We start from the raw sequence: 26,168 nt of genomic DNA, 5'->3' as shown, positions 1-26,168 counted from the left end.
GTGGCTGCGACTGTCCACCCTATCCATGATATCTCCCTGAAATTTCAGGGATTCTGAAACTGCTCAACCTCGAACCATTCACATAAGCCATAAGCTTTGCCATAGCTCATAAAACGCTCGCTAAACAGGTACAACACAGCCGTCGATGACGTCACCTGGCGTATATCGGCATACTCAGGAGCGATATCCATCGCGGCGAGCGCGGCTTCAATCTGCGCTTCCTGGTAGTAATATGGCGCTTGCGTCAGCATGGCGACCTTATAAGGCCGGGGATACGTCTGGCATTCGAAGCGAACGGCATGTGCAATGGCCCGACAGATGTCCTGCTCAACAACCTGCAAAGACATAGCGGCATAGTTTTCGCTCATGGTTTGCGTTGAGTAGTAATAATCATCTTTACTGCCCGTCATACAGGCGATATCTGCGAAGTCTGAACTCTGCCGTATGCTTTCCAGCAATGCAGAAAGATCCTCTTCAGCAACCGTATATGGCGGCGACAGGAACACGGCGCGTGCAACCAGTTGACCCGCCGTCGAATGCTGGCGGATAAACTCCGCCAGAATTTCAGCCGGTTCAGGCCCTGTAACCGCATCGTTCGCAGTGTCATCGGGCTGACGCATACTGTGCAACCAGTGACGCTTAGTCACGTCAATATCAGGCGCTTCCAGTTGTGTCATTTCCTCCTGCTGGCTCATTACGCCGGTTCCTTATGCTGGTAGCAGATTGTGTGTCGCCAGATCGGCGGCAATATCTTCCAGCCCGAGTCGATGAAGCGTTTCTCGCGTTGGACAACCAAGCTGTGGGTCCCAGCCCATTTCCTTGTAGAAAAGCGTGAGTGACTGGTGCATATCATCGCGATCCATTTTGTCAGTACCTTCACTGAAGACCGGAATCTGCGGATCTTTATCAAATACCCAGGAACAGATCAGGTCATGCTCATTGCGCATATCTTTGGTTTGCATCAGTTTTACTGTGTAGGCACGATGTAACGTAAAGATACGCTCAGCAGCTAAATCTAATTTTTCCTGCGTCATATCTTCGCCAGTGATTGCTTTAAAGAATTTGGCTTCTAGCGCAAGGTCGCCACGATAATTGCGGCTTTTCAGTGGCGAAACGGTCATTGGCCAGACCCAGTTGCACAGGGTGACGGCGTTATGCAAACAAACCCGCAACAGCGACCATTTGGCATATTTAATTTTTGCGTCATTGATCGGCGTGTAGTTTTTGGTTTCATCGTAAGCATCTTCAGAGCCAAAAAGCTCTTTTGCCACTTCACGCTGCAGTTTCAACGGCAAACCGGAGCCGATAAAGTTGATGTGCGTATGCGTCATACAGTCACGGTTGAACATGCAGTTAACGATAGAGCCGACCTGTGCCGATGCTTCATTAGCATGGTGAACCGGATAACCAAACGGCGACCAGAGTTTATTTTTTGCGTAGCCCCAGTACTCTTCACCCAAATTCCAGCGTTCAGCAATGGCATACGAGCCATCAGCCAGGTGACTCAACTCACCCACGCGGTGCGCCAGACGATAGTAAAAATCTTTAATGAAATTAACGTCGCCAGCTTCCAGTTGATCCCAACGAATTTCCGCATACTCTTCAGCAGGCAGAACGCGCTTAAACACGCCTTTGCTGTAACAATAGGTAAAGTCGCGATGCAACTGCCCGTAGTTACACCACAGCCCGTAGTCATCGAACAGATTCAGACCGACCAGATTACCAATCACCCGGCCATCATCTTTATCTTCAAAATCTTTCGGCCCGTTCGGGAAGATGGTGGTGTGGACAAAGTTAGCGACACAGGTGTTGCCACCTGTACTGGGTACACCAAACTCTTTAACCCGAGGAATGTTCATCTGGGTCATACAACGAATTGGACATGAGTGGCAGCCACTCATTTTGACGGTGTATTTCTCTGCTGCCGGACCTAAATCAAAGACAGATTTATAGGTGCGGAAACCGACCGTGTTTTGATTGCCTGGCGGGATTTCTCCTGTTTCAATCGGGCCGCCTTCCGCTGCGCCCCAAAACAGCCCTTTACGAGCTGTCCAGCGCGACTTGGGATCAGAGTACTCTGCCCACGATTGCGGCGTACTTGGCACGACATGATTGTTATTAGCGCCAATAAGTTCGGTCATCATATAGTCATTGAGCCGTTTCATCTCCTGGCGATCGGCAATGTTGACTCCTTTTGTCCCTTCAACCGCAATTGCTTTCAGGTTTTTGGAGCCCATTATTGCGCCAGTTCCCGCGCCGCCACTGTGGTTACGACTATTCAGCATGCCAGAGAGAGGCACAAGATTTTCACCCGCCTGACCAATAGCCGCTACACAGGTTTCAGGGCTGGTTAAACGGCAAATTTCTTCCGTGGTTGCACGCGTCCCTTTTCCCCACAAGAAATCGGCTTTCTCCAGGCTAACTTTGTCATCTTTTATATTTAGCCAGACCGGTGATTTCGCTTTACCCTCGATAATAATGACGTCGTATCCGGCGAATTTCATTTGTGCAGCAAAAAAACCGCCCATATGGGCGTCGACGACTAAATTTCCTTTGGTAAATGTGGAAAGTGATGTGATATTTACGCGAGAACTACAGGGTGCACCAGACCCTGTCAACGGCCCCGTAGCAAAAACTAATTTATTTGCTTCATCGAAAGGTTTGGTGCCTGGAGGTACTTCGTCATACATAATTTTGTAGCCAAAGCCCATACCACCGACTAAATCTTTAAACTTACTGGAATCTTCGAGGGTAATATTTCCTGTCGTAAGATTGACTCTTAATATATTACCAGTCCAACCGTTAGCCATGATTTTTTCCTTTGCAAGATTCACACAGTAATATCTTTCCACTCGATAATTTTTAACGCCCCTGTCGGGCAGGCGTTTGCGCATTCACCGCACAACACACATTTCGAGGATTTTTTAGTTTCAGTATTTACGGTGGCCATCATCCACGGACACGCAGTGGTACAGGCGCTACAACCAATGCAACGTTTATGATCGACGGTTATACATCCCTCTTCCTGCTGCCAGGTAATCGCGCCAATCGGGCAGACCTTCAGGCATTGAGGATCTTTACACTGGCGGCAGGTGTCGGCGGTATAATTCAGATCGCCGTATAAGCCGCCACCGGAACCTACGCCCTTGTCGCCAAAGAAATAATTACGATGGATTTTGATGCGGGAAAAAAAAGTACCAACGGCGCCATCGTTATAGTTGGTACAGGAGATTTCACAGCGGTGGCAGCCGGTGCAACGCGCACGCTGGGTAACTAACACTCCTTTGGGCGTGTTTATCAGCCCCACCGTGCCGCTATCGACATCTTCCTGTTTACAGCCCAAAAGTGACAATAACGCAGGGGCTATTGTTAAACCAGCAAGACCTTTTCCTGATATACGCAAGAACTCTAATCGCGTTAAGCCAATATCTAACAGTGGACGTTCAACCGGGTTCATTTATTTCGCATCCTCTTCGCAAACACAGTGCTGACAATTCAGCAGCCTGATATTAAGCATTCAACTAATACGCTGCTGACTATGCCTCCAACACCAGATATTTTTGTCCTAACCCGATAGCATATGAGACATGATTTAACGCAAGCAAACTAATCCTTTATGGTTAGGAGAAAAAATAATGTGATTATTCCTAGCCCTTAACATTGATCGTTATCAATTAAAAATGGAAAGCAGAAGATTAAAAGCGGAGTGATATTTGTTATCATTTGAAATGAATTTCATTTACTCTACAATAATTTGTGATATACATTCCAGAATATAGAAATAGTTAATTCGCTATAAAATTAAATACATATCGCAATTAATATAGTTGGCTTACATCAATTTATAAAAATAAACTTACATGTGACAATATAATAAAACAGAGGGGATAAGGCGTTACGCGCTATCCCCGAACAATTATTTCACCAGTGCATTAATGACTGTTTCCATCGCCTGCTTTTCTAATTCGCTGCGTTGGATACGTTTATTTGCTAATGCTGTACGCAGCACACCAGCGATGACGATGTGTTTTGGCTCCTGGCCCAGGTCACGCATCTCCAACACCACTTTCCCTACCACTCTGCACATTTCGCGGTACAGTTCATCATCTTTTGTCCGGTTGCCCATTATTCACACCCATTTATCATGCCAGTTATCAGCATATATCAATCTCATTACTTAAACAAAAAACAAACAAAATCAAACAAATAACTCGATAAATTATTATATTTGCATCTGTTGTGTAACGAGGGTACGCACTCTGTCTTTACTCCAGTTATCCTCCACCTTCCAGCCATCGCCTTCCCGTTGCGCAAGCAGCGATGATTTTGCGTAATCTGCTATCGAGGACGTTAAATCTTTGATAACAGTTTATTGTGTATATGCATGAATGTTTTTGAAACGCTGTTTTTGTTTTCCTTTTTGATTAAATTCAGCGTATAATCCGCGCCAATTGACTCTTGAATGGTTTCAGCACTTTGGACTGTAGAACTCAACGACTCAAAAACAGGCACTCACGTTGGGCTGAGACACAAGCACACATTCCTCTGCACGCTTTTTCGATGTCACCTATCCTTAGAGCGAGGCACCATCACTTTCGTAATACCGGATTCGCTTTCCGGCAGTGCGCCCAGAAAGCAAGTTTCTCCTATCCTTCTCAACTTAAAGACTAAGACTGTCATGAAAAAGACCAAAATTGTTTGCACCATCGGCCCAAAAACCGAATCTGAAGAGATGTTAGCTAAAATGCTGGACGCGGGCATGAACGTCATGCGTCTGAACTTCTCTCATGGTGACTATGCAGAACACGGTCAGCGCATTCAGAACCTGCGCAACGTGATGAGCAAAACCGGTAAAACTGCCGCTATCCTGCTCGATACCAAAGGTCCGGAAATCCGCACCATGAAACTGGAAGGCGGTAACGACGTTTCTCTGAAAGCAGGCCAGACCTTTACTTTCACCACTGACAAATCTGTTATCGGCAACAGCGAAATGGTTGCGGTAACTTATGAAGGTTTCACCACCGACCTGTCCGTCGGCAACACCGTACTGGTTGACGATGGTCTGATCGGTATGGAAGTTACCGCTATCGAAGGTAACAAAGTTATCTGTAAAGTACTGAACAACGGTGACCTGGGCGAGAACAAAGGTGTGAACCTGCCTGGCGTTTCCATCGCCCTGCCGGCACTGGCAGAAAAAGACAAACAGGACCTGATCTTCGGTTGCGAACAAGGTGTAGACTTTGTTGCTGCTTCCTTTATCCGTAAACGTTCTGACGTTGTCGAAATCCGTGAGCACCTGAAAGCGCACGGCGGCGAAAACATCCAAATCATCTCCAAAATCGAAAACCAGGAAGGCCTCAATAACTTCGACGAAATCCTCGAGGCATCTGATGGCATCATGGTTGCACGTGGCGACCTGGGTGTAGAAATTCCGGTTGAAGAAGTTATCTTCGCCCAGAAGATGATGATCGAAAAATGTATCCGTGCACGTAAAGTCGTTATCACTGCGACCCAGATGCTGGATTCCATGATCAAAAACCCACGTCCGACTCGCGCAGAAGCCGGTGACGTAGCCAACGCCATCCTCGACGGCACCGACGCAGTAATGCTGTCTGGTGAATCCGCAAAAGGTAAATATCCGCTGGAAGCTGTTTCTATCATGGCGACCATCTGTGAACGTACCGACCGCGTGATGAACAGCCGTCTCGAGTTCAACAACGACAACCGTAAACTGCGTATCACCGAAGCGGTTTGCCGTGGCGCAGTTGAAACTGCTGAAAAACTGGATGCTCCGCTGATCGTCGTAGCGACCCAGGGCGGTAAATCTGCTCGTGCAGTACGTAAATACTTCCCGGATGCAACCATTCTGGCGCTGACCACCAACGAAAAAACGGCTCATCAGCTGGTACTGAGCAAAGGCGTTGTACCGCAGCTGGTTAAAGAAATTACCTCTACTGATGATTTCTATCGTCTGGGTAAAGAACTGGCGCTGCAGAGCGGTCTGGCGCACAAAGGCGACGTCGTAGTCATGGTTTCTGGCGCGCTGGTACCGAGCGGCACGACTAACACCGCATCTGTTCACGTCCTGTAATATTGCTTTTGTGAATTAATTTGTATATCGAAGCGCCCTGATGGGCGCTTTTTTTATTTAATCGATAACCAGAAGCAATAAAAAATCAAATCGGATTTCACTATATAATCTCACTTTATCTAAGATGAATCCGATGGAACCATCCTGTTTTCTCTCATTTTTTTTATCTAAAACCAAGCGTTCGATGTTTCTTTGAGCGAACGATCAAAAATAAGTGCCTTCCCATCAAAAAAATATTCTCAACATAAAAAACTTTGTGTAATACTTGTAACGCTACATGGAGATTAACTCAATCTAGAGGGTATTAATAATGAAAGCTACTAAACTGGTACTGGGCGCGGTAATCCTGGGTTCTACTCTGCTGGCAGGTTGCTCCAGCAACGCTAAAATCGATCAGCTGTCTTCTGACGTTCAGACTCTGAACGCTAAAGTTGACCAGCTGAGCAACGACGTGAACGCAATGCGTTCCGACGTTCAGGCTGCTAAAGATGACGCAGCTCGTGCTAACCAGCGTCTGGACAACATGGCTACTAAATACCGCAAGTAATAGTACCTGTGAAGTGAAAAATGGCGCACATTGTGCGCCATTTTTTTTGCCTGCTCATTACGCCTATTGCGTCGCTCGTAACATATTTCCTTGCTCTGGTTCACCATTCTGCGCTGACTCTACTGCAGACGCATTGCTGGCTACTGGAGTTGCTCCACTGCCTACCGCAACCGGATACCCTGCCCGACGATACAATGCTTTATCGACTAACTTCTGATCTACAGCCTTATTGTCTTTAAATTGCGTGAAGCCTGCAGGCAGTGCGTACGGCATTGTCTGAACGTTCTGCTGTTCTTCTGCCGATAGCGGTCGATGCACTTCAACATAACGCATCCCGTTCGGTTCTACAGAGTATTTTACCGGTTCGTTGATCACTCTTACCGGCGTTCCCGTTCTCACACTGGAGAACAGTGCTTTAATGTCCGGCGCGTTCATACGCATACAGCCTGAACTGACGCGCAAACCGACGCTGTCCGGCGCACTGGTGCCATGAATGAGGTATTCGCCGTTGCCGTGCGCCAGGCGCAGTGCGTAGCGTCCCAGAGGGTTATTCGGCCCGGCTGGAACAACTGGCGGTAATTTGATGCCTCGCTCCAGTGAACGCTGACGAATACCCGCCGTGGGCGTCCAGGTAGGATTGGGGATTTTCTGCCCTACCCGTGTTTCCATCACTGGCGTTTCCAGCCCCTGCAAGCCAATACCTATCGGGTAGACCTGCACGATATTTTCTCCCGGCGGATAGTAATAAAGACGCAGTTCCGCAAGGTTCACAATTATCCCCTGGCGCGGTGCATCAGGTAATAACAGTTGCGAAGGAATGGTTATTGTCGTGCCTGGTTTTGGCACCGGAGCAATTGTGTTATTGGCTTCAAGGATCAACATTGCCGCAGTATCAAAACGACGGGCAATAGCCTGAAGGTTTTTATCCCCCTCTTGCACCGTATAGGTTTGATTTTGCCCAACCAGTCGGCTTCCGGTTGGTGGGAGCGGGTAATCTACCGCCCAGGCTGCCTGAATGGCGCTGAAAGCGCCGATAAGAGTCAGTGTTAGTAAAGACGCGCGTTTCATTGTAAACCTCCTGTATTTGCCGGTGGCTCACGCTGAAACGACGGATGGCGCTTATGTTTACCTGAAACCGAAACACTCCTGTGCAGGCCAGTGTAAACATCGACCACCCGGCAAAGTGAGCCTACCGGATGAAAGCTGTTCCTTTAGTTTAGCTAAGTGCAGCGGCTTTGGCGCGAATTGCGCGAATCATCGCTTCCAGACCTTGTGAACGAGACGGGGTGAGATGTTGGGTGAGCGCCATTTTTTCAAACCACGGACGCACATCGAAATTGACAATATCCTGCGGCGTCATTTGATCGTAGAGAATAAAAACGACCGCAATAAGCCCTTTCACAATAGCCGCATCGCTGTCGCCCTGCAATTCAATAATTCCCTGCGCATTCTGACGCATCACAATCCACACCTGACTCTGACAGCCCTGAATGCTATTTTGCGGACTTCTTTCTTCATCGCCTAATTCCGGCAGACGCTGTCCCAGTTCAATAATGTAGAGATATTTCTCCTCCCAGTTGGTGCAGCGTAAAAAGTTACGCAGCAATTTTTCTTTATCCGGCAATACAGCCATAGAGCCTCCCTTTTACCCCAATAGACGATGAATACGTTGCAATCCAGTTACCAGACGATCCACTTCTTCATGGGTGTTGTACAGTGCCAGCGACGCCCGACACATCGCGGGGACGTTGTAATAGGCCATTAATGGCATTGCGCAGTGATGTCCGGTACGCACAGCAATACCGTAGTTATCAAGAAAACTGCCGACGTCATAGGCGTGGTGTTTACCGAGATTAAAGGCAATAACGCCAAGTCTGTCCGGCGGACCATAGAGCGTAAGATCCGGCACCGCTGCCAACTGCGACAATGCGTAATGCATCAGATTTTGTTCATACTCGGCAATGTTGTTAAGCCCCAGCGCCGAAACATACTCCAGCGCCGCGCCAAGGCCAATAATACCGCCCGTATTGGGCGTACCGGCTTCAAACCGCCATGGCGCTTTAGTCCAGGTAGTGCCTTCACTCAGGCTGACGGTGGCGATCATAGAACCCCCGCCTTCCCACGGCGGCATCTCCTGCAACAAGGCTTCTTTGACATACAGCACGCCAATGCCGGTGGGACCATACAGTTTATGCCCGGAGAAAACGTAGAAATCGCAATTCAGTGCCTGAACATCCACCGGATGATGCATCACCGCCTGAGCGCCATCCACCAGCACTTTTGCGCCATGCTGGTGCGCAAGCGTGATCATCTCCGCCAGCGGATTTTCCGTCCCCAGCACGTTGGAGACATGGGTAATTGCCAGCAGGCGAGTTTTCTCGTCGAACAGATTGGGCAGTGTATCCAGTTGCAGTGTGCCGTCCGGGTTAAGCGGGATCACACGCAACTCTGCGCCAACACGCGCGCAAAGCATTTGCCAGGGAACAATATTGGCATGATGTTCCATTTGACTAATGATGATATTGTCGCCTGATCTCACGTTGCTGTTGCCCCAGCTATTGGCGACCAGATTGATCCCTTCCGTCGTGCCGCGGACGAACACCAGCTCTTCCGCCGAACGGGCATTAATAAACAGCGATGCCCGCTTGCGCACGTTCTCCATTTTCTCGGTCGCCTGGGCGCTTAACGTATGGATACCGCGATGCACCGCGGCGTAGCCGTGACGATAAAACTCGGCCTCGGCGTCAATCACCTGGCTCGGTTTCTGCGCACTGGCGGCGCTGTCGAGATAAGCCAGTGGCAAACCGTTTACCTCACGAGAAAGCACCGGAAAGTCGGCCCGCACTTTGTCGACGGAAAAAGTCATCTTGCACCTCCCGGCAGCCGTTGACCGATTCGGGCCAGCACCTGCTGTTTGAGCCCATCATCACGCAATGCTTCCGTCAGTTCGGCGGCAAAGGCGTAGATAATCATCTGCTGGGCATCCTGTTGATTGATCCCGCGCGAGCGCAGATAGAACATCTGTTCGTTATCAATACGCCCCACCGTCGCACCGTGGCTGCATTTCACATCATCAGCATAGATTTCCAGCTGTGGTTTGGTATCCACTTCCGCCAGTTTACCCATCAGCAGATTATTGTTGGTCATCTGGCCGTCAGTCTTGATGGCATGCTGCGCGACGTTGATCAAACCGTTAAACACCGCGCGACCTTTGTCGCTGACGATAGTTTTGTGCAACTGGCGGCTATTACAAAAACCTTTATTGTGTTCCAGCCAGGTACGGGTATCACACACCTCGTTTTTCACCGGCATCGCCAGGCTATTGATCCGTAGCGTACTGTTTTCGCCATTGAGTTGCGTACTGGTGTTGTGCCGTAACACAGCGCCACCCAGCAGGAAACTGTGGCTAAATGCGGTGGCATCGTCTGCCAGCAACAAATCGTTATGGGCAAAGTGGTGACTGACCGGGTTTTCAAACGCCAGCTTGATATGCTGCAAGTGGGCGTTCGCTGCGACGTTGATAGTGAACCGTGCGCCGGTAAAATGGCGAGCATCATTAAGGCTGACAAAATGTTCAATCACCGTTGCTTCGGCACCTTCAGCCAGATCCAGATGATGCCGGTAATGGGCAGTGTTCACCTCTTCACCTGTCACGCCCTGGGTAATATGCATTAACAGCAATGGCTTTGCAGGCCGTTGACCGCGCTTGACGGCAATATGCGTAACGCTTTGCGCCAGACTTTCCGTCAAATGCAAAAAGACTTCTGCCTGAATGGCATCGGGCAATCCCTGACGGTCGTCGTTAATGCTCACTTCATATCCGCTGCCTTCAGTTGCATCGCTAAGCGCTGGCATGTAACGTCCATCGACAAACACCAGCCGCACGGCGTCTAACGTTAACGCTAAGGCATCGCGTTGTTGCGGAGATATCTCACCCGCAATGCTGACAAACTGGCTATTGGTCAGCCCTTCCAGCGGCGTATATTTCCAGTGCTCATGTTTACGTGTCGGCAGGCCGGTACGCAGCAATTGTTGTAAATGCTGCTGTGCTTCTGGAGAACGTTTCGCCCCTTCAGCTTCAAACAAGTGATGCCACTGTTGCAGCGCGTTACTGCTGTTCGGTAAGCCAGCCATAACCCTGCTCCTCCAGTTGTTTGACCAACGTGAAATCACCGGATTTCACAATTCGCCCCTGATACAGAACATGGACGTAATCAGGCTTGATGTAGTCAAGAATGCGTTGGTAGTGCGTAACAATGATGAATGAACGCTTGCCGTCACGCAGCGAGTTCACGCCATCGGCGACCACTTTTAATGCGTCAATATCCAGCCCGGAGTCCGACTCATCAAGAATGCATAACTCCGGTTCCAGCACCGCCATTTGCAAAATATCGTTGCGCTTTTTCTCACCGCCGGAAAAACCAACGTTTACCGAACGGGTTAGTAAATCTTCCGGCATCTTCAGAAGAGCAATTTTTTCTTCCATCAAATCCTGAAAATCAAAGCGGTCGAGCGTTTCCTGGCCGCGATAGCTGCGCACCGCATTAAGTGCCGTTTGCAGGAAAAACTGGTTACTGACGCCGGGAATTTCCACCGGATACTGGAAGGCCATAAAAATGCCTTCGCCTGCACGATCTTCCGGCGACAGCGCAAGTAAATCTTTGCCTTTAAACTCAACCGTGCCGCCCGTCACTTCATAATCTTCGCGCCCGGCAAGCGTTGCCGATAAGGTACTTTTGCCAGAACCGTTTGGCCCCATAATGGCGTGAACTTCGCCGGGACGAACGTCGAGGCTTAATCCACACAGGATAGCTTTATCTTCCACGCTGACGTGTAAATCTTTAATACTTAACATGTTTATTCCTTATCCGACGCTGTGTTCAAGGCTGATGGCGAGGAGTTTTTGTGCTTCAACGGCAAATTCCAGCGGCAGTTCTGAGAACACGTCTTTACAGAAACCGTTAACAATCATCGAGATGGCGTCTTCTTCGCTGATCCCGCGTTGCAGGCAGTAAAACAGTTGATCTTCACCAATACGTGATGTCGTTGCCTCGTGCTCCAGTTGTGCGCTGTTATTGCGACATTCGACATACGGGAAGGTATGCGCCCCACAATTAGCGCCAATCAGCATTGAGTCGCACTGAGTGAAATTGCGCGCATTGGTTGCCGTCGGCATGATTTTCACTAAGCCGCGATAACTGTTCTGACTATGTCCGGCAGAGATCCCTTTCGAGATAATGGTTGATTTGGTGTTTTTACCGATGTGGATCATCTTCGTGCCGGTATCCGCTTGCTGATAACCGCTGGTCAGTGCCACTGAGTAAAACTCACCAATGGAGTTATCGCCGCGCAGAATGCAGCTGGGATATTTCCACGTAATGGCTGAACCGGTTTCTGATTGCGTCCATGACATTTTGCTGTTTTCGCCTTCGCACAAAGCACGCTTGGTGACGAAATTGAGAATACCGCCGGTGTTGTTATCGCCAGGGAACCAGTTTTGTACCGTGGAATATTTCACCTCGGCGTTCTTATGGATGATGACTTCCACCACCGCAGCGTGTAGCTGATAGCTGTCACGCACCGGAGCGGAACAGCCTTCAATGTAGCTGACGTAGCTGTCTTCATCAGCCACCAGAATGGTGCGCTCAAACTGCCCGGTTTTTTCCGCGTTAATGCGGAAATAGGTGGAGAGTTCCATCGGGCAGCGCACGCCTTTAGGCACATAAATAAACGTACCGTCAGAGGCCACTGCCGCATTAAGCGCGGCAAAGAAGTTGTCATTCCCCGGCACCACGGTGCCGAGATATTTACGCACCAGTTCCGGGTGATCGTGAATCGCCTCGCCAAAGGAACAGAAGATAATTCCCTGCTCCGCCAGCTTTTCGCGATAAGTGGTGGCAACCGAAACAGAGTCGAAAATGGCATCCACCGCCACCTCTTTGCCTTCCCGCACGGGAACGCCCAACTGCTCAAACGCCGCCTCCACCTCTTTACTTAAAAAGGCGTTCGCGCCAGTTTGCTGCACCGCGCCGGGTTCAGACGCACAGGTATCGTCACAATTACCGCACGACGGTGCCGAATAATAGCTGTAATCCTGATAATTCAGCTTGTCGTAGTGCGCTTTCAGCCAGTGTGGTTCTTCCATCTCCAGCCATGCGCGATAGGCGTTAAGACGAAACTCCAGCATCCACTCCGGCTCATTACGCTTCGCCGAAATTGCGCGCACCACCTCTTCGTTTATCCCCTTTGCCAGCTCATCGGTAGCTAACTGGGTGAAGAATCCTTCTTTATAATTCAGCGGGCCGCCGGTCCATGTTTTGACATCGTCAGTTGCTTCAGTATTACGAGACATAGTACCGCCTATACCCCAAAGCTTTCGCCACAGCCACATTCATTCTGGGCTTTCGGGTTGTGAAATTTGAATATCTGATTGAGTCCTTCGCGAACGAAATCGACTTCCGTGCCATCAATAAACGGCATCGCTTGCAGCGGGACGAACAGCTTCGCGCCGTCGAGTTCAAACTGCAGATCATCTTTCTCTGGCTCGCTGACGCTGTCGAGCACATAGCCAAAGCCCGCGCAGCCTGTTTGTTTGACGCCTAAACGCACGCCAACCATGCCCGACTGCTTCGCGACTAACTCACGTATATGCGCCGCGGCTGCGGGTGTTAACGTTAAACCTTGCCAGGCGAAATCCTGTGGATTAAACGTTCCTGAATGCATGTCCATCGATTTACCTCACTTCATCGCTTTCAGCGGATAACAGCATGTTAGTGATAATGATTATCAGTTCAACCCAGCAAACGCAGGGGCTTTAGCGTAAAACATGCTTTTTGCCTGTATTTAATAAGCATAGACCCTGATGAGAGGGTTAACAGGCATGCTAAGAATTAGGTATCTCATTGTTAGATAATGATTATTATCGAGTGGATGTTAAGGCTGTGATGGAAAAGAAAAAGTTGTATCGAAAATGACTATTTAAGAGATAGGTAAAAAAGTGGCGAGTTCTGAAATAAGAAAACCCTTAAGTCTGTGCATTACAGGCTTAAGGGTTTCTACCCCATCCGGCGCTTATCTCCGGCACTCAAAGTGGCTTAGCTCTTGAAGGGGCGATAAGAATAATCTCATAAGACTGCATCGCCGTTTTAACACAAACTGCGATTTGTATTATTTTTGAGCAAAATCAGGCAGGTAACAACAGGAGGACGGTCAGAAAATAATCGCCAGACCTGGACAGATGTTAATCCAGGTCGATGGGCGTTCAGACTATGTTCAGTAGAGATTAATGCACGCCCAGACGCCAGGCGAAGTAGATTTCTTCTTTCAGCTCCGTAGAAGAGAGGGTAAGCAGGTCAGCAAATTCAAGTTCGAGTTGTTTCAGACGCTTGAGATATTGAGCGGGTGAAAGATTGCTTTGGTCACGGCGTAAAAATTCGATGGCCAGCTGGGTGGGATTAAGTTGAGTAGACATAGCATCCTCGCTTTAGACAAGACCTGCACAGTATACCACCGTTTACTGTGCAGATAATAACCAAAAGCAATATGCATCACACTTTTCTGGTGACAACGTCACAAAATGGCGGTCGTCAATCGTGATGAACAACACAAACGCCCTTTCTCATCGAAGATTTCGATCTGCCAGACCTGATGCCGTGAACCGAGATGCAGCGGTTTACAAACGCCGCGTACCCGCCCTTCTCGTGCTGAGCGAACATGGTTAGCATTGACTTCCAGGCCAACCACTTTTTGCTCGCCTTCGGTACATAAATAACCGGCAACGGAGCCGATACTCTCAGCCAATACTACGGACGCCCCGCCATGTAGCAGCCCAAAAGGCTGCTTTGTCCGCGAGTCTACCGGCATTGTTGCTTCCAGCGTTTCATTACCAATATGTTCAAAACGAATATCCAGCAGCCCCACCATGTTTCCTTCACCCATGGCATTCAGTGCTTCAAGGGTGATTTTACGTTTCCATATCATTTAATAATCTCCAGTAATGCCTGCACGGGATGGCGTACCCCCGTCCCTTCAACCCGTTTAACCTGGCTGCGGCAAGAATACCCGGTCGCCAGACAGCGATTACGCGGCAGACGCTGCATTGCCTGATGCCAGGATAACTCATAGATCCCGAGCGAGTGTTTATGGTTTTTCGCCTCATGTCCGTAAGTTCCTGCCATGCCGCAGCAACCCACGCTGACATTTTCCAGTTTCGCGCCAAAACGGGCAAATATCGCGGCCCATTGTGCTGGCGTGCCCGGCAGAGCAGTGACCTCAGTACAGTGACCAAAGAAATACCATGATTCACCGCTGACTGCTGTCACTGGCTGTGACTGAAGCGCGCTTGCCAGCCATTCATTCGCCAGTAAGACGTTAAACTCGCCACGCGCCTCGCCCAGAGCCAGTTTATATTCATCGCGATAACAAAGTACCAGCGCCGGATCGACACCCACCATTGGCATCCCCAGTTTCGCCATGCGGTTAAGGAAATCCGCCGTTTTTTTCGCCGTCTTCGCAAACCGATTAAGAAAGCCTTTGATATGCTGCGCTTTACCATTCGGTGAGAATGGCAACAGCACCGGCTGGAAACCTAATTTTTCGACCAGACGAACAAAATCCGCCACCACGTGCGCATCGTAATAACTGGTGAAAGGATCCTGCACTACCAGCACCGTGCGTGCTTTCTGCTCTGAACTGAGCGCTTCAAGCTGTTCCAGCGTCATGTTTGCCGAGCGATGCCCCACCATTTGTTGTTGCAGCGACGGCACTGAAAGCAGCGGCAAATCGACCATACCGATGTGTTTTTCCGAGAGTTTTCGCACCAGCGGCTGGTTAATGAAGAAGTTAAAAGTCTTTGGCGCACGCGCCATCAGCGGTGCGTAACTTTCGACCGTTGCCACCAGATGATCGCGCAATGGGCGTAGATAACGCGTGTGATAGAGTTGCAAGAAACGAGAGCGAAACTCCGGTACGTCAATTTTGATCGGACACTGAGTCGAACACGCTTTACAGGCCAGGCAGCCCGACATTGCCTCTTTGACTTCGTGCGAGAAGTCATATTCGCCTTTATTTGCATGCCAGCTATTGCGCATACGGGCAATTAACGTGCGCAAGCTGACGCCAGACTCTGGTAGCTCTTGCTCCAGTTTTAGAGGATCAACGCCGCGATCCGCCAGCAAACGTAACCATTCACGCACCAGCGTTGCACGCCCTTTCGGTGAATGAATCCGGTTCTGAGTAATCTTCATTGACGGACACATCGGGCTGCGGGCATCAAAGTTGAAGCACAAACCGTTGCCATTACATTCCATAGCGCCGCGCCACTGCTGGCGTACCGCGATGGGGATTTGTCGGTCATACGTGCCACGCTTTACCGCGTCCACTTTCATCATTGGCGCGTCAATACCTTCTGGCGGGCAGATTTTCCCAGGGTTTAGTCGGTTATGCGGATCAAACGCCGCTTTAACCTTGCGTAGCTCTGCGAAAAGCTCTTCACCGAAAAACGCCGGACTGTATTCGGCACGAAAACCTTTACCGTGCTCGCCCCACAACAAGCCACCGTATTTTGCAGTCAGCGCCACCACGTCATCAGAGATTTGCTTCATCAACATCTCTTGTTGCGGATCGCACATATCCAGTGCCGGACGGACGTGCAAAACACCAGCGTCGACGTGGCCAAACATGCCATAACTTAAACCGTGGCTGTCGAGCAGTGCGCGAAATTCAGCAATATAATCTGCCAGATGTTCCGGCGGCACGCAGGTATCTTCGGCAAATGGAATCGGTTTGGCTGCACCTTTGGCATTGCCGAGCAGGCCGACGGCTTTTTTGCGCATTGCATAAATACGTTCAACACCTGCCAGCTCACTGCACACCTGCCAGCCGATCACCCCTGCCTGCTGGCTGGCAATCAGTTCATCTAGCCGCGCACAGAGTGAATTTACCCGCTCGTCAATCAGCGCCTCATCATCTCCGGCAAATTCAACAATGTTCAGCCCGAGCATCTCTTTGTCAGGCACATTGGTAATCAGTTCGCTGACGGAATGCCAGACAATATCTTCCCGCGCCAGATTCAGCACTTTTGAGTCTACCGTCTCTACCGAAAGCGCACGCGCCTCAACCATAAACGGCGCATTACGCAGCGCGGAGTCAAAAGAGTCATATTTGACGTTCACCAGACGGCGTACTTTAGGCAAGCGCGTAATATCCAGCCGCGCTTCGGTAATAAAGGCCAGCGTCCCTTCTGATCCGGTCAGAATGCGTGTCAGGTCAAACTCGGTCATTTCATCGTTAAAGACATGGCGCAGATCGTAACCGGTAAGAAAACGGTTAAGTTTGGGGAATTTGTCGATGATTAACTGGCGTTGCTGGCGGCAACGTTGATAGACAGTGTTGTAGATCCGCCCGATAGCGGTATTGGTTTTACCCAACGTTTCAGCAAGTTCGACGGGTAAAGGTTGGGTATCGAGAATATCGCCCCCCAACAACACCGCCCGCACGCCCAACACGTGATCTGACGTTTTCCCATAGACCAGCGATCCCTGGCCGGAAGCATCAGTATTAATCATCCCGCCGAGCGTTGCCCGGTTACTGGTCGAAAGTTCTGGCGCAAAAAAGTAGCCAAATGGTTTCAGGTACTGATTCAGTTGATCTTTAATCACCCCGGCCTCAACGCGCACCCAGCCCTCTTCAGGGTTAATTTCGATGATGCGGTTCATATGGCGGGACATATCAACAATAATCCCCTGATTGAGCGCCTGACCGTTAGTGCCAGTACCGCCGCCGCGGGGGGTAAAGATCAGCGATGAATAGCGTTCCTGCGCGGCCAGACGGGCAATTAACGCCACATCTGCGGTTGAACGCGGAAATACCACCGCATCGGGGAGAAGTTGGTAAATACTGTTGTCGGTCGACATTGTCAGACGATCGGCATAACTTGTCGCCGTATCGCCAGTAAAACCCTGTTGCTCCAGCTCTTGCAAAAAATTAAGCACCAGTTGAACGACGCCGGGTGCCTGGGAAATCTGTGGAATCATTATATTGACCCTTTCCTGCGGTCTGTGATGTAGGTCGATACACTGTTCTTTCAGGCTGCTGCAATAGCGCACTGAAAGGTGATGTTTGTTTACTCTATGGATTTCGAGTTGCAGGAAGGCGGCAAGCGAGTGAACTCCAGGAGCTTACAAAAGTAAGTGACTGGGGTGAACGAACGTAGCCGCAGCACATGCAACTTGAAATACGACGAGTAAATCGTTTGCGTGTTGCCTGAGTTGTTGTACCACATTTTTTTCTAACACGCCCATTAGAATTAAGGGCAGAATCGGCCTGTTAAAAACCGCTGAAATTGCTCATCATTATGCAGGTGAGTTTCGCGTGTTCACGTCGCGTCGACGATTTGACGCACAAAAAAGGTGAAAAGTAGTTATGGTAAATGTTCGTCAGCCCAGGGATGTCGCACAAATTCTGCTTTCGGTGCTGTTTTTAGCCATCATGATTGTGGCATGTCTGTGGATCGTTCAACCCTTTATTCTCGGCTTCGCATGGGCCGGTACGGTGGTTATCGCCACCTGGCCGGTATTGTTACGTTTGCAAAAGATCATGTTTGGCCGCCGCTCTCTCGCCGTTCTGGTAATGACGTTGCTCCTGGTGATGGTGTTTATCATCCCTATCGCCTTACTGGTTAACAGTATCGTCGACGGCAGTGGCCCGTTAATTAAGGCCATCTCCAGTGGCGATATGACATTACCGGATTTAGCGTGGCTTAATACCATTCCAGTGATTGGCGCGAAGCTGTATGCAGGCTGGCACAATTTGCTGGATATGGGCGGCACGGCAATTATGGCGAAAGTCCGTCCTTATATTGGCACCACTACCACCTGGTTCGTCGGGCAAGCCGCGCATATCGGGCGCTTTATGGTGCATTGTGCCTTGATGCTGCTCTTCAGTGCCCTGTTGTACTGGCGCGGTGAACAGGTGGCGCAAGGCATCCGCCATTTTGCGACCCGTCTGGCGGGCGTTCGCGGTGATGCTGCTGTACTGCTGGCGGCACAAGCTATCCGCGCAGTGGCGCTGGGCGTTGTGGTGACTGCGTTAGTGCAGGCAGTGCTTGGCGGTATCGGTCTGGCCGTTTCTGGTGTGCCTTACGCAACGCTGCTAACGGTATTAATGATCCTCTCCTGCCTTGTTCAGCTAGGCCCGCTGCCAGTGTTGATTCCGGCGATTATCTGGCTCTACTGGACCGGCGATACCACCTGGGGAACGGTATTGTTAGTGTGGAGTGGTGTGGTTGGCACTCTGGATAACGTCATCCGCCCAATGCTAATTCGCATGGGCGCAGATTTACCGCTGATCCTGATCCTCTCCGGGGTTATTGGTGGTTTGATTGCTTTCGGTATGATCGGTCTGTTTATTGGTCCGGTACTACTGGCTGTTTCCTGGCGTCTGTTTGCCGCGTGGGTTGAAGAAGTTCCGCCGCCGACTGACCAGCCGGAGGAAATTCTCGAAGAGCTGGGCGAAATCGAGAAACCGAATAAATAAATCACTTATCAGGCGGCTTTGCCGCCTGATTGTTAATCACTGCTAATTGATATTTCATTCCTCCAGTCCGTATTTTCCTGCTTACCGCCATTCAGCTGGTAGTTCCTGTCGCAAATCCTTTACAGTTTTTAAACTAATGAGACGAATCTGATCGACGCAAAAAGTCCGTATGCCTACTATTAGCACACGGTTATAAATCAACATATTGATTTATAAGCATGGAAATCCCCTGAGTGAAACAACGAATTGCTGTGTGTAGTCTTTGCCCATCTCCCACGATGGGCTTTTTTTTAACATTTTTTGCTTCATTACCCCGCCTCTCGTTCTTTCCAATAATGTTGCACAAGATACTGTGACTCTCTTCAAGCCGTAAGCAGGCTGATAATGTTATTTATATTTTATTCTTTTTTTCATGCAGCCATTACACGATGAACGCTTATGAACTCCAGGCACTACGCCATATTTTTGCTATGACCATTGATGAATGCGCGACCTGGATTGCCCTGACGGGCGACAGTGAAAGCTGGCAACAATGGGAGAAAGGCAAAACGGATATTCCTGACGAGATAGTTGAAAAACTTCTGGCAATGCGCCAGCAAAGAAAAAGGCATCTTCACGCCATCATAGAAAAAATAAACAACCGCATCGGCAACAACACCATGCGTTTTTTCCCCAATTTAATCGCATTTCAACATATCTACCCTGAAGGTGATTTTATTGACTGGAAGATTTACCAGTCGGTCGCAGCTGAATTATACGCTCACGATCTGGAACGCCTGTGTTGATATTTTAACGGGATACAACGGACGTCATGACAAAAATAATAAACGGATGCTGACATAACAACAGCAACTTTTTAAGCAATATTGCTAAGTAGATCTTATGAAAAATCCCTTCCTCCCTACCGCGCTTGGGTTGTATCTCAATTACCTGGTGCATGGTATGGGTGTCATTTTGATGACTTTAAATATGGCCTCGCTGGAGACGCTCTGGCAGACCAATGCTGCGGGCGTCTCAATTGTCATCTCATCATTAGGCATTGGTCGATTAAGTGTCTTATTTTTTGCAGGATTACTATCCGATCGTTTTGGCCGACGTCCTTTTATCATCATGGGGATATGCTGCTATCTGATGTTCTTTTTTGGCATTCTGCATGCAAATAACATTATCATCGCGTATGTATTTGGTTTTCTCGCCGGTATGGCAAATAGTTTTCTTGATGCAGGCACCTACCCCAGCCTGATGGAAGCTTTTCCTCGCTCGCCTGGCACAGCCAATATTTTAATTAAAGCCTTTGTCTCCAGCGGACAATTTTTATTGCCGCTAATTATCAGCCTGTTAGTGTGGGCTGAACTGTGGTTCGGTTGGTCTTTTATGATTGCCGCAGCAATTATGATCGTTAACGGTCTGTTTTTATATCGCTGTACCTTTCCACCACATCCGGGACGTCGCTTACCTGAAGTAAAGAAACCCACCACCGCCGCGAAGCATCGTTGCTCAATTATCGATTTAGCCAGCTATACCTTATATGGCTATATCTCAATGGCAACCTTTTATCTGGTAAGTCAGTGGCTGGCACAATACGGACAATTTGTCGCCGGTATGTCTTACACAATGTCGATCAAATTACTCAGTATCTATACCGTAGGGTCGCTACTTTGTGTATTTATTACCGCGCCACTCATTAGCAAAGCGGTTCGTTCAACAACATTGTTGATGCTGTACACTTTTATCTCATTTATCGCCCTGCTCACCGTCTGCCTGCATCCCACATTTTATGTGGTGATAATATTTGCTTTTGTCATCGGTTTTACCTCCGCAGGTGGTGTTGTACAAATTGGCCTGACGTTAATGGCGGAACGTTTTCCCCATGCCAAAGGAAAAGCAACGGGGATCTATTACAGTGCGGGCAGCATTGCAACATTTACCATTCCGTTGATTACGGCTCATCTTTCGCAAAGAAGTATTGCCGATATTATGTGGTTCGATACCGCCATCGCTGCTATCGGCTTTTTACTGGCGCTGTTTATTGGCGTACGCAGTCGAAAAGAAGCACAACATCCATCATTAACGGAAAATGTCGCTACTGGTGCGTAATGCAATATTCTTATAAGGTCATGCAAGATATTACGGATAAATTATTCTTCCTGCGCTAATTAAGGAAAATCGCGATCAAAAACAAACTATCACATGCAACATTCCTGGAAACATAAACTTTATGCCATGTACCCAGAGAAAATCATCTTCAGTATAGTGATTATGAAAACCGTCGAAATACAACACAGACGGTAACAAAATTATCTTTCAGCAAGGAGCTGTGAAAATGTCTCAAAATAAGGCTTTCAGCACGCCATTTATCCTGGCTGTCCTTTGTGTATACTTCAGCTATTTCCTACATGGCATTAGTGTTATTACGCTTGCACAAAACATGTCATCTCTGGCAGAAAAGTTTTCTACCGATAACGCCGGTATCGCCTATTTAATTTCTGGTATCGGTCTGGGCCGTCTGATAAGTATTTTATTCTTCGGTGTAATCTCCGATAAATTTGGTCGACGAGCAGTAATATTCATGGCCGTTGCCATGTATATGCTGTTTTTCTTTGGTATTCCGGCCTGCCCAAGTTTAGCTCTCGCTTACGGTCTGGCAGTGTGCGTTGGTATCGCCAACTCAGCCCTGGATACCGGTGGATATCCGGCGTTGATGGAATGCTTCCCGAAAGCCTCGGGGTCAGCCGTAATATTGGTTAAGGCGATGATATCGTTCGGGCAAATGCTCTATCCGATGCTGGTGAGTTATATGCTGTTGAATAACATCTGGTACGGTTATGGGCTGATTATTCCAGGCATCGTATTTGTGCTGATCACGCTGATGCTATTGAAAAGTAAATTCCCAGGCCAGTTGGTGGATGCCAGCGTAGCTGGTGAACTACCGCAAATGAACAGTAAGCCGTTAGTCTGGCTGGAAGGTGTTTCATCGGTGTTGTTCGGTGTTGCCGCATTCTCGACCTTTTATGTAATTGTCGTGTGGATGCCCAAATATGCGATGGCGTTTGCCGGTATGTCGGAAGCTGAGGCATTAAAAACCATCTCTTATTACAGTATGGGTTCGCTGGTCTGTGTCTTTATTTTTGCCGCACTATTGAAAAAAATGGTGCGTCCCATCTGGGCTAACGTGTTTAACTCAGCACTGGCAACGGTAACCGCCGCTATCATTTATCTGTACCCTTCTCCACTGATGTGTAATGCAGGGGCTTTTGTCATCGGTTTCTCTGCTGCTGGCGGTATTTTACAGCTTGGCGTTTCAGTCATGTCCGAGTTTTTTCCAAAAAGCAAAGCCAAAGTCACCAGTATTTATATGATGATGGGTGGTCTGGCCAACTTTGTTATTCCGTTGATTACCGGTTATCTGTCGAATATCGGCCTGCAATACATCATCGTTCTCGATTTTACTTTCGCGCTTCTGGCCCTGATTACCGCAATTATTGTTTTCATCCGCTATTACCGCGTTTTCATTATTCCTGAAAATGATGTCCGGTTTGGCGAACGCAATCTTAGCACCCCGGTTAAACACAATTAAGCAAAGAAATTAGAGGAGTTAATTATGGATGTTACCGCTAAATACGAATTGATTGGCCTGATGGCCTATCCTATCCGCCACAGTTTATCGCCTGAAATGCAAAACAAAGCCTTAGAAAAAGCGGGATTGCCATTTACCTATATGGCCTTTGAAGTGGATAACGATAGCTTTGCCGGAGCAATTGAAGGCTTAAAAGCCTTAAAAATGCGCGGAACCGGTGTGTCGATGCCTAACAAACAACTGGCGTGTGAATATGTTGATGAATTAACACCAGCGGCCAAACTGGTTGGCGCTATCAATACCATCGTCAATGATGACGGCTACCTGCGCGGCTATAACACCGACGGCACGGGCCATATTCGCGCCATTAAAGAGAGCGGTTTTGATATCAAAGGCAAAACGATGGTGCTGCTAGGTGCCGGTGGTGCCTCAACGGCGATTGGCGCGCAAGGCGCGATTGAAGGTTTAAAAGAGATTAAAATCTTCAACCGTCGGGATGAATTCTTCGATAAAGCCCTCGCCTTCGCACAACGGGTCAACGAAAACACCGATTGTGTCGTCACCGTGACCGATCTCGCCGATCAGCAAGCCTTTGCTGAAGCCCTGGCTTCCGCCGACATTTTAACCAACGGCACAAAAGTGGGTATGAAGCCTCTTGAAAATGAATCATTAGTTAACGATATCAGTTTGTTACATCCAGGACTGCTAGTCACTGAATGCGTGTATAACCCGCATATGACGAAGTTATTGCAGCAGGCGCAACAAGCAGGTTGCAAAACGATTGATGGATACGGCATGTTGTTGTGGCAAGGGGCTGAACAGTTCACGTTATGGACTGGCAAAGATTTCCCTCTGGAATACGTTAAACAGGTCATGGGGTTCGGCGCCTGACAGGCTGACCGCGTGCAGAAAGGGTAAAAAATGAAAACCGTAACTGTAAAAGATCTCGTCATTGGTACGGGCGCACCAAAAATCATCGTCTCGCTGATGGCGAAAGATATCGCCAGCGTGAAATCCGAAGCTCTCGCCTATCGTGAAGCGGACTTTGATATTCTGGAATGGCGTGTGGACCACTTTGCCGACCTCTCCAGCGTGGAGTCTGTCATGGCCGCGGCAAAAATCCTCCGTGAGGTAATGCCAGAAAAACCGCTGCTGTTTACCTTCCGTAGCGCTAAAGAAGGCGGCGAACAGGCGATTTCTACTGAGGCTTATATTGCACTCAATCGTGCAGCCATCGACAGCGGTCTGGTCGATATGATCGATCTGGAGTTATTTACCGGCGATGATCAAGTTAAAGAAACCGTCGCCTATGCACATGCGCATGATGTGAAGGTTGTCATGTCCAACCATGACTTCCACAAAACGCCGGAAGCCGAAGAGATTATTGCCCGTTTGCGTAAAATGCAGTCCTTCGACGCTGATATTCCTAAAATTGCGTTGATGCCGCAAAGCACCAGTGATGTCCTGACGTTGCTTGCCGCTACCCTGGAGATGCAGGAGCAGTATGCCGATCGTCCAATCATCACGATGTCGATGGCAAAAACTGGCGTAATTTCCCGTTTGGCTGGTGAAGTATTTGGTTCAGCCGCAACGTTTGGTGCAGTAAAAAAAGCCTCTGCGCCTGGGCAAATATCGGTGAATGATTTGCGCACAGTATTAACTATTTTACACCAGGCGTAATAAATAACGTACCGGCGGGAGCAACCTTCCCCGCCGTATAAAAAATATTTTTAAAGAGTATTTGATAAAAATATTCTGTGGGTATCTGTGCGCTATTTTTAATGCTTGCGCAGAGAAATCCACACCTGAATCAGGAAAAAATAATGAAACCTGTAAAACCACCTCGTATTAATGGACGAGTGCCGGTCCTGTCGGCACAGGAAGCGGTAAGTTATATTCCCGACGAAGCAACACTTTGTGTATTAGGTGCAGGTGGCGGTATTCTGGAAGCCACCACATTAATTACCGCTCTTGCTGACAAATATAAACAAACCCAGACACCGCGTAATTTAGCGATTATTAGTCCAACAGGGCTTGGCGATCGCGCCGATCGTGGTATTAGTCCTCTGGCGCAAGAAGGTCTGGTGAAATGGGCATTATGCGGCCATTGGGGACAATCACCGCGTATTTCTGAACTCGCAGAACAAAATAAAATTGTTGCCTATAACTATCCACAAGGTGTGCTCACTCAAACATTGCGCGCTGCTGCTGCCCACCAGCCAGGAATTATTAGCGATATTGGTATCGGAACGTTTGTCGACCCTCGCCAACAAGGCGGCAAACTGAATGAAGTGACTACAGAAGACCTGATTAAACTGGTCGAGTTTGATAATAAAGAATATCTCTATTACAAAGCGATCGCGCCAGATATTGCTTTTATTCGCGCTACAACCTGCGACAGCGAAGGCTACGCAACCTTTGAAGATGAAGTGATGTATCTCGACGCATTGGTTATTGCCCAGGCGGTGCACAATAACGGCGGTATCGTGATGATGCAGGTGCAGAAGATGGTTAAGAAAGCCACGCTGCATCCTAAAGCTGTCCGTATTCCAGGTTATCTGGTGGATATTGTGGTGGTCGATCCGGACCAAACCCAACTGTATGGCGGTGCGCCAGTTAATCGTTTTATTTCTGGTGACTTCACACTGGATGACAGTACCCAACTTAGCTTGCCTCTTAATCAGCGTAAATTAGTCGCGCGGCGCGCATTGTTTGAAATGCGCAAAGGTGCAGTGGGTAATGTCGGTGTCGGTATTGCCGACGGTATTGGTCTGGTCGCCCGGGAAGAAGGTTGTGCTGATGACTTTATTCTGACGGTGGAAACAGGCCCAATTGGCGGTATTACTTCGCAAGGTATCGCCTTTGGCGCGAACGTGAATACCCGCGCCATTCTGGATATGACTTCCCAGTTCGATTTTTACCACGGCGGTGGTCTGGATGTCTGTTATTTGAGTTTTGCCGAAGTCGACCAGCACGGTAACGTCGGGGTGCATAAATTCAATGGCAAAATCATGGGTACAGGTGGATTTATTGATATCAGTGCCACCTCGAAGAAAATCATTTTCTGCGGCACGTTAACTGCTGGCAGTTTAAAAACAGAAATTACCGATGGTAAATTAAATATCGTCCAGGAAGGACGGGTAAATAAATTTATCCGTGAACTTCCGGAAATTACTTTTAGCGGAAAAATCGCGCTCGAACGGGGACTGGATGTTCGTTACATCACCGAACGCGCTGTATTCACCCTGAAAGAAGACGGCCTGCATTTAATCGAAATTGCCCCTGGCGTCGATTTGCAAAAAGATATTCTCGACAAAATGGATTTCACCCCAGTTATTTCACCAGAACTGAGAATGATGGACGAAAGATTATTTATCGATGCGGCGATGGGTTTTGTCCTGCCTGAAGCGGCTCATTAA

The 26,168-nt window shown here is 48.7% G+C and carries 23 protein-coding genes, 1 other RNA gene and 1 pseudogene; 11 read left to right on the top strand and 14 right to left on the bottom strand.

Annotated features, from left to right (window positions below):
* Positions 1 to 44 precede the first annotated feature (44 nt).
* The 4 genes from AACS80_RS10725 to fumD form a co-directional block, all read right to left on the bottom strand.
* Positions 45 to 695 (bottom strand): YdhW family putative oxidoreductase system protein, encoded by a 651-nt coding sequence (locus AACS80_RS10725; protein WP_131161190.1) that lies wholly within the window; start codon positions 693 to 695, stop codon positions 45 to 47.
* Positions 696 to 707: 12 nt separating this feature from the next.
* On the bottom strand, positions 708 to 2,810 hold the full coding sequence (locus AACS80_RS10720) for an aldehyde ferredoxin oxidoreductase (RefSeq protein ID WP_135409989.1): 2,103 nt from the start codon (positions 2,808 to 2,810) through the stop codon (positions 708 to 710).
* A 20-nt stretch (positions 2,811 to 2,830) separates the two neighbouring features.
* The gene (locus AACS80_RS10715; RefSeq protein WP_130208224.1) at positions 2,831 to 3,457 is read right to left on the bottom strand and encodes a ferredoxin-like protein; all 627 of its coding nucleotides are present in this window, start codon (positions 3,455 to 3,457) and stop codon (positions 2,831 to 2,833) included.
* 459 nt (positions 3,458 to 3,916) lie between these two features.
* Positions 3,917 to 4,126: a fumarate hydratase FumD gene (gene fumD / locus AACS80_RS10710; protein ID WP_000528337.1), complete on the bottom strand. Its 210-nt coding sequence runs from the start codon at positions 4,124 to 4,126 to the stop codon at positions 3,917 to 3,919.
* A gap of 350 nt (positions 4,127 to 4,476) precedes the next feature.
* Here fumD and ynhH point away from each other — a divergent pair, with 350 nt between their 5' ends.
* The 3 genes from ynhH to lpp all read left to right on the top strand — a co-directional run bounded on the left by ynhH (position 4,477) and on the right by lpp (position 6,638).
* Complete coding sequence (gene ynhH, locus AACS80_RS10705) at positions 4,477 to 4,671, top strand: protein YnhH (RefSeq protein ID WP_242664678.1); 195 nt, start codon at positions 4,477 to 4,479, stop codon at positions 4,669 to 4,671.
* Positions 4,672 to 4,678: 7 nt separating this feature from the next.
* Entirely contained in the window at positions 4,679 to 6,091 is a 1,413-nt protein-coding gene (gene pykF, locus AACS80_RS10700; RefSeq protein WP_064530058.1) for a pyruvate kinase PykF, read from the top strand.
* A 310-nt stretch (positions 6,092 to 6,401) separates the two neighbouring features.
* The gene (gene lpp, locus AACS80_RS10695; RefSeq protein ID WP_000648420.1) at positions 6,402 to 6,638 is read left to right on the top strand and encodes a murein lipoprotein Lpp; all 237 of its coding nucleotides are present in this window, start codon (positions 6,402 to 6,404) and stop codon (positions 6,636 to 6,638) included.
* 63 nt (positions 6,639 to 6,701) lie between these two features.
* On the opposite strand, the gene ldtE is transcribed toward lpp, so the two are convergent.
* The 10 genes from ldtE to ydiJ form a co-directional block, all read right to left on the bottom strand.
* Positions 6,702 to 7,706 (bottom strand): L,D-transpeptidase LdtE, encoded by a 1,005-nt coding sequence (gene ldtE / locus AACS80_RS10690; protein WP_135409990.1) that lies wholly within the window; start codon positions 7,704 to 7,706, stop codon positions 6,702 to 6,704.
* A gap of 148 nt (positions 7,707 to 7,854) precedes the next feature.
* On the bottom strand, positions 7,855 to 8,271 hold the full coding sequence (sufE, locus tag AACS80_RS10685; RefSeq protein ID WP_130208228.1) for a cysteine desulfuration protein SufE: 417 nt from the start codon (positions 8,269 to 8,271) through the stop codon (positions 7,855 to 7,857).
* Between the two features lie 12 nt (positions 8,272 to 8,283).
* On the bottom strand, positions 8,284 to 9,504 hold the full coding sequence (sufS, locus tag AACS80_RS10680) for a cysteine desulfurase SufS (protein WP_135409991.1): 1,221 nt from the start codon (positions 9,502 to 9,504) through the stop codon (positions 8,284 to 8,286).
* A complete protein-coding gene (sufD, locus tag AACS80_RS10675) occupies positions 9,501 to 10,772 on the bottom strand; it encodes a Fe-S cluster assembly protein SufD (protein ID WP_130259830.1) in 1,272 nt (423 codons plus the stop codon). The genes sufS and sufD overlap by 4 nt, the downstream gene beginning before the upstream one ends.
* The gene (gene sufC, locus AACS80_RS10670; RefSeq protein ID WP_135409992.1) at positions 10,747 to 11,493 is read right to left on the bottom strand and encodes a Fe-S cluster assembly ATPase SufC; all 747 of its coding nucleotides are present in this window, start codon (positions 11,491 to 11,493) and stop codon (positions 10,747 to 10,749) included. Before sufC ends, sufD begins: the two co-directional genes overlap by 26 nt.
* A gap of 9 nt (positions 11,494 to 11,502) precedes the next feature.
* On the bottom strand, positions 11,503 to 12,990 hold the full coding sequence (gene sufB, locus AACS80_RS10665; RefSeq protein WP_135409993.1) for a Fe-S cluster assembly protein SufB: 1,488 nt from the start codon (positions 12,988 to 12,990) through the stop codon (positions 11,503 to 11,505).
* Positions 12,991 to 12,998: 8 nt separating this feature from the next.
* A complete protein-coding gene (gene sufA, locus AACS80_RS10660; RefSeq protein WP_130208234.1) occupies positions 12,999 to 13,367 on the bottom strand; it encodes a Fe-S cluster assembly scaffold SufA in 369 nt (122 codons plus the stop codon).
* Positions 13,368 to 13,920: 553 nt separating this feature from the next.
* Positions 13,921 to 14,109 carry a YdiH family protein gene (locus AACS80_RS10655; RefSeq protein WP_088376204.1) on the bottom strand — a complete coding sequence of 63 codons (189 nt, stop codon included), beginning with the start codon at positions 14,107 to 14,109 and terminating at the stop codon, positions 13,921 to 13,923.
* 98 nt (positions 14,110 to 14,207) lie between these two features.
* A complete protein-coding gene (menI, locus tag AACS80_RS10650) occupies positions 14,208 to 14,618 on the bottom strand; it encodes a 1,4-dihydroxy-2-naphthoyl-CoA hydrolase (protein WP_135409994.1) in 411 nt (136 codons plus the stop codon).
* Positions 14,615 to 17,671: a D-2-hydroxyglutarate dehydrogenase YdiJ gene (gene ydiJ / locus AACS80_RS10645; RefSeq protein WP_135409995.1), complete on the bottom strand. Its 3,057-nt coding sequence runs from the start codon at positions 17,669 to 17,671 to the stop codon at positions 14,615 to 14,617. Before ydiJ ends, menI begins: the two co-directional genes overlap by 4 nt.
* Before the next feature lie 388 nt (positions 17,672 to 18,059).
* Here ydiJ and ydiK point away from each other — a divergent pair, with 388 nt between their 5' ends.
* The 8 genes and pseudogenes from ydiK (at position 18,060) to AACS80_RS10605 (ending at position 26,168) form a co-directional block, all read left to right on the top strand.
* Positions 18,060 to 19,172: an AI-2E family transporter YdiK gene (ydiK, locus tag AACS80_RS10640; protein WP_000248636.1), complete on the top strand. Its 1,113-nt coding sequence runs from the start codon at positions 18,060 to 18,062 to the stop codon at positions 19,170 to 19,172.
* Positions 19,173 to 19,358: 186 nt separating this feature from the next.
* Positions 19,359 to 19,466: antisense sRNA RprA (gene rprA, locus AACS80_RS10635), an RNA gene on the top strand.
* Positions 19,467 to 19,600: 134 nt separating this feature from the next.
* A complete protein-coding gene (locus AACS80_RS10630) occupies positions 19,601 to 19,957 on the top strand; it encodes a YdiL family protein (protein WP_135409996.1) in 357 nt (118 codons plus the stop codon).
* A 97-nt stretch (positions 19,958 to 20,054) separates the two neighbouring features.
* The gene (locus AACS80_RS10625; protein WP_135409997.1) at positions 20,055 to 21,269 is read left to right on the top strand and encodes an MFS transporter; all 1,215 of its coding nucleotides are present in this window, start codon (positions 20,055 to 20,057) and stop codon (positions 21,267 to 21,269) included.
* Between the two features lie 226 nt (positions 21,270 to 21,495).
* Positions 21,496 to 22,762, top strand: a pseudogene (locus tag AACS80_RS10620) (MFS transporter).
* An 11-nt stretch (positions 22,763 to 22,773) separates the two neighbouring features.
* Positions 22,774 to 23,640 carry a quinate/shikimate dehydrogenase gene (ydiB, locus tag AACS80_RS10615; protein WP_130208246.1) on the top strand — a complete coding sequence of 289 codons (867 nt, stop codon included), beginning with the start codon at positions 22,774 to 22,776 and terminating at the stop codon, positions 23,638 to 23,640.
* 30 nt (positions 23,641 to 23,670) lie between these two features.
* A complete protein-coding gene (aroD, locus tag AACS80_RS10610; RefSeq protein WP_130218927.1) occupies positions 23,671 to 24,429 on the top strand; it encodes a type I 3-dehydroquinate dehydratase in 759 nt (252 codons plus the stop codon).
* 143 nt (positions 24,430 to 24,572) lie between these two features.
* On the top strand, positions 24,573 to 26,168 hold the full coding sequence (locus AACS80_RS10605; RefSeq protein ID WP_135409999.1) for an acyl CoA:acetate/3-ketoacid CoA transferase: 1,596 nt from the start codon (positions 24,573 to 24,575) through the stop codon (positions 26,166 to 26,168).

This window comes from Escherichia sp. E4385 (genome assembly GCF_963883145.1).
In the GTDB taxonomy this organism is placed as follows: domain Bacteria; phylum Pseudomonadota; class Gammaproteobacteria; order Enterobacterales; family Enterobacteriaceae; genus Escherichia.
This window is presented reverse-complemented; position numbering and strand designations above follow the sequence as displayed.

What these genes read in the sequence shown, in the direction of transcription:
- AACS80_RS10725 (WP_131161190.1), bottom strand. Translation starts at nt 695, where the DNA reads ATGAGCCAGCAGGAGGAAATGACACAACTGGAAGCGCCTGATATTGAC.
- AACS80_RS10720 (WP_135409989.1), bottom strand. Translation starts at nt 2,810, where the DNA reads ATGGCTAACGGTTGGACTGGTAATATATTAAGAGTCAATCTTACGACA.
- AACS80_RS10715 (WP_130208224.1), bottom strand. Translation starts at nt 3,457, where the DNA reads ATGAACCCGGTTGAACGTCCACTGTTAGATATTGGCTTAACGCGATTA.
- fumD (WP_000528337.1), bottom strand. Translation starts at nt 4,126, where the DNA reads ATGGGCAACCGGACAAAAGATGATGAACTGTACCGCGAAATGTGCAGA.
- pykF (WP_064530058.1), top strand. Translation starts at nt 4,679, where the DNA reads ATGAAAAAGACCAAAATTGTTTGCACCATCGGCCCAAAAACCGAATCT.
- lpp (WP_000648420.1), top strand. Translation starts at nt 6,402, where the DNA reads ATGAAAGCTACTAAACTGGTACTGGGCGCGGTAATCCTGGGTTCTACT.
- ldtE (WP_135409990.1), bottom strand. Translation starts at nt 7,706, where the DNA reads ATGAAACGCGCGTCTTTACTAACACTGACTCTTATCGGCGCTTTCAGC.
- sufE (WP_130208228.1), bottom strand. Translation starts at nt 8,271, where the DNA reads ATGGCTGTATTGCCGGATAAAGAAAAATTGCTGCGTAACTTTTTACGC.
- sufS (WP_135409991.1), bottom strand. Translation starts at nt 9,504, where the DNA reads ATGACTTTTTCCGTCGACAAAGTGCGGGCCGACTTTCCGGTGCTTTCT.
- sufD (WP_130259830.1), bottom strand. Translation starts at nt 10,772, where the DNA reads ATGGCTGGCTTACCGAACAGCAGTAACGCGCTGCAACAGTGGCATCAC.
- sufC (WP_135409992.1), bottom strand. Translation starts at nt 11,493, where the DNA reads ATGTTAAGTATTAAAGATTTACACGTCAGCGTGGAAGATAAAGCTATC.
- sufB (WP_135409993.1), bottom strand. Translation starts at nt 12,990, where the DNA reads ATGTCTCGTAATACTGAAGCAACTGACGATGTCAAAACATGGACCGGC.
- sufA (WP_130208234.1), bottom strand. Translation starts at nt 13,367, where the DNA reads ATGGACATGCATTCAGGAACGTTTAATCCACAGGATTTCGCCTGGCAA.
- AACS80_RS10655 (WP_088376204.1), bottom strand. Translation starts at nt 14,109, where the DNA reads ATGTCTACTCAACTTAATCCCACCCAGCTGGCCATCGAATTTTTACGC.
- menI (WP_135409994.1), bottom strand. Translation starts at nt 14,618, where the DNA reads ATGATATGGAAACGTAAAATCACCCTTGAAGCACTGAATGCCATGGGT.
- ydiJ (WP_135409995.1), bottom strand. Translation starts at nt 17,671, where the DNA reads ATGATTCCACAGATTTCCCAGGCACCCGGCGTCGTTCAACTGGTGCTT.
- ydiK (WP_000248636.1), top strand. Translation starts at nt 18,060, where the DNA reads ATGGTAAATGTTCGTCAGCCCAGGGATGTCGCACAAATTCTGCTTTCG.
- AACS80_RS10630 (WP_135409996.1), top strand. Translation starts at nt 19,601, where the DNA reads ATGAACGCTTATGAACTCCAGGCACTACGCCATATTTTTGCTATGACC.
- AACS80_RS10625 (WP_135409997.1), top strand. Translation starts at nt 20,055, where the DNA reads ATGAAAAATCCCTTCCTCCCTACCGCGCTTGGGTTGTATCTCAATTAC.
- ydiB (WP_130208246.1), top strand. Translation starts at nt 22,774, where the DNA reads ATGGATGTTACCGCTAAATACGAATTGATTGGCCTGATGGCCTATCCT.
- aroD (WP_130218927.1), top strand. Translation starts at nt 23,671, where the DNA reads ATGAAAACCGTAACTGTAAAAGATCTCGTCATTGGTACGGGCGCACCA.
- AACS80_RS10605 (WP_135409999.1), top strand. Translation starts at nt 24,573, where the DNA reads ATGAAACCTGTAAAACCACCTCGTATTAATGGACGAGTGCCGGTCCTG.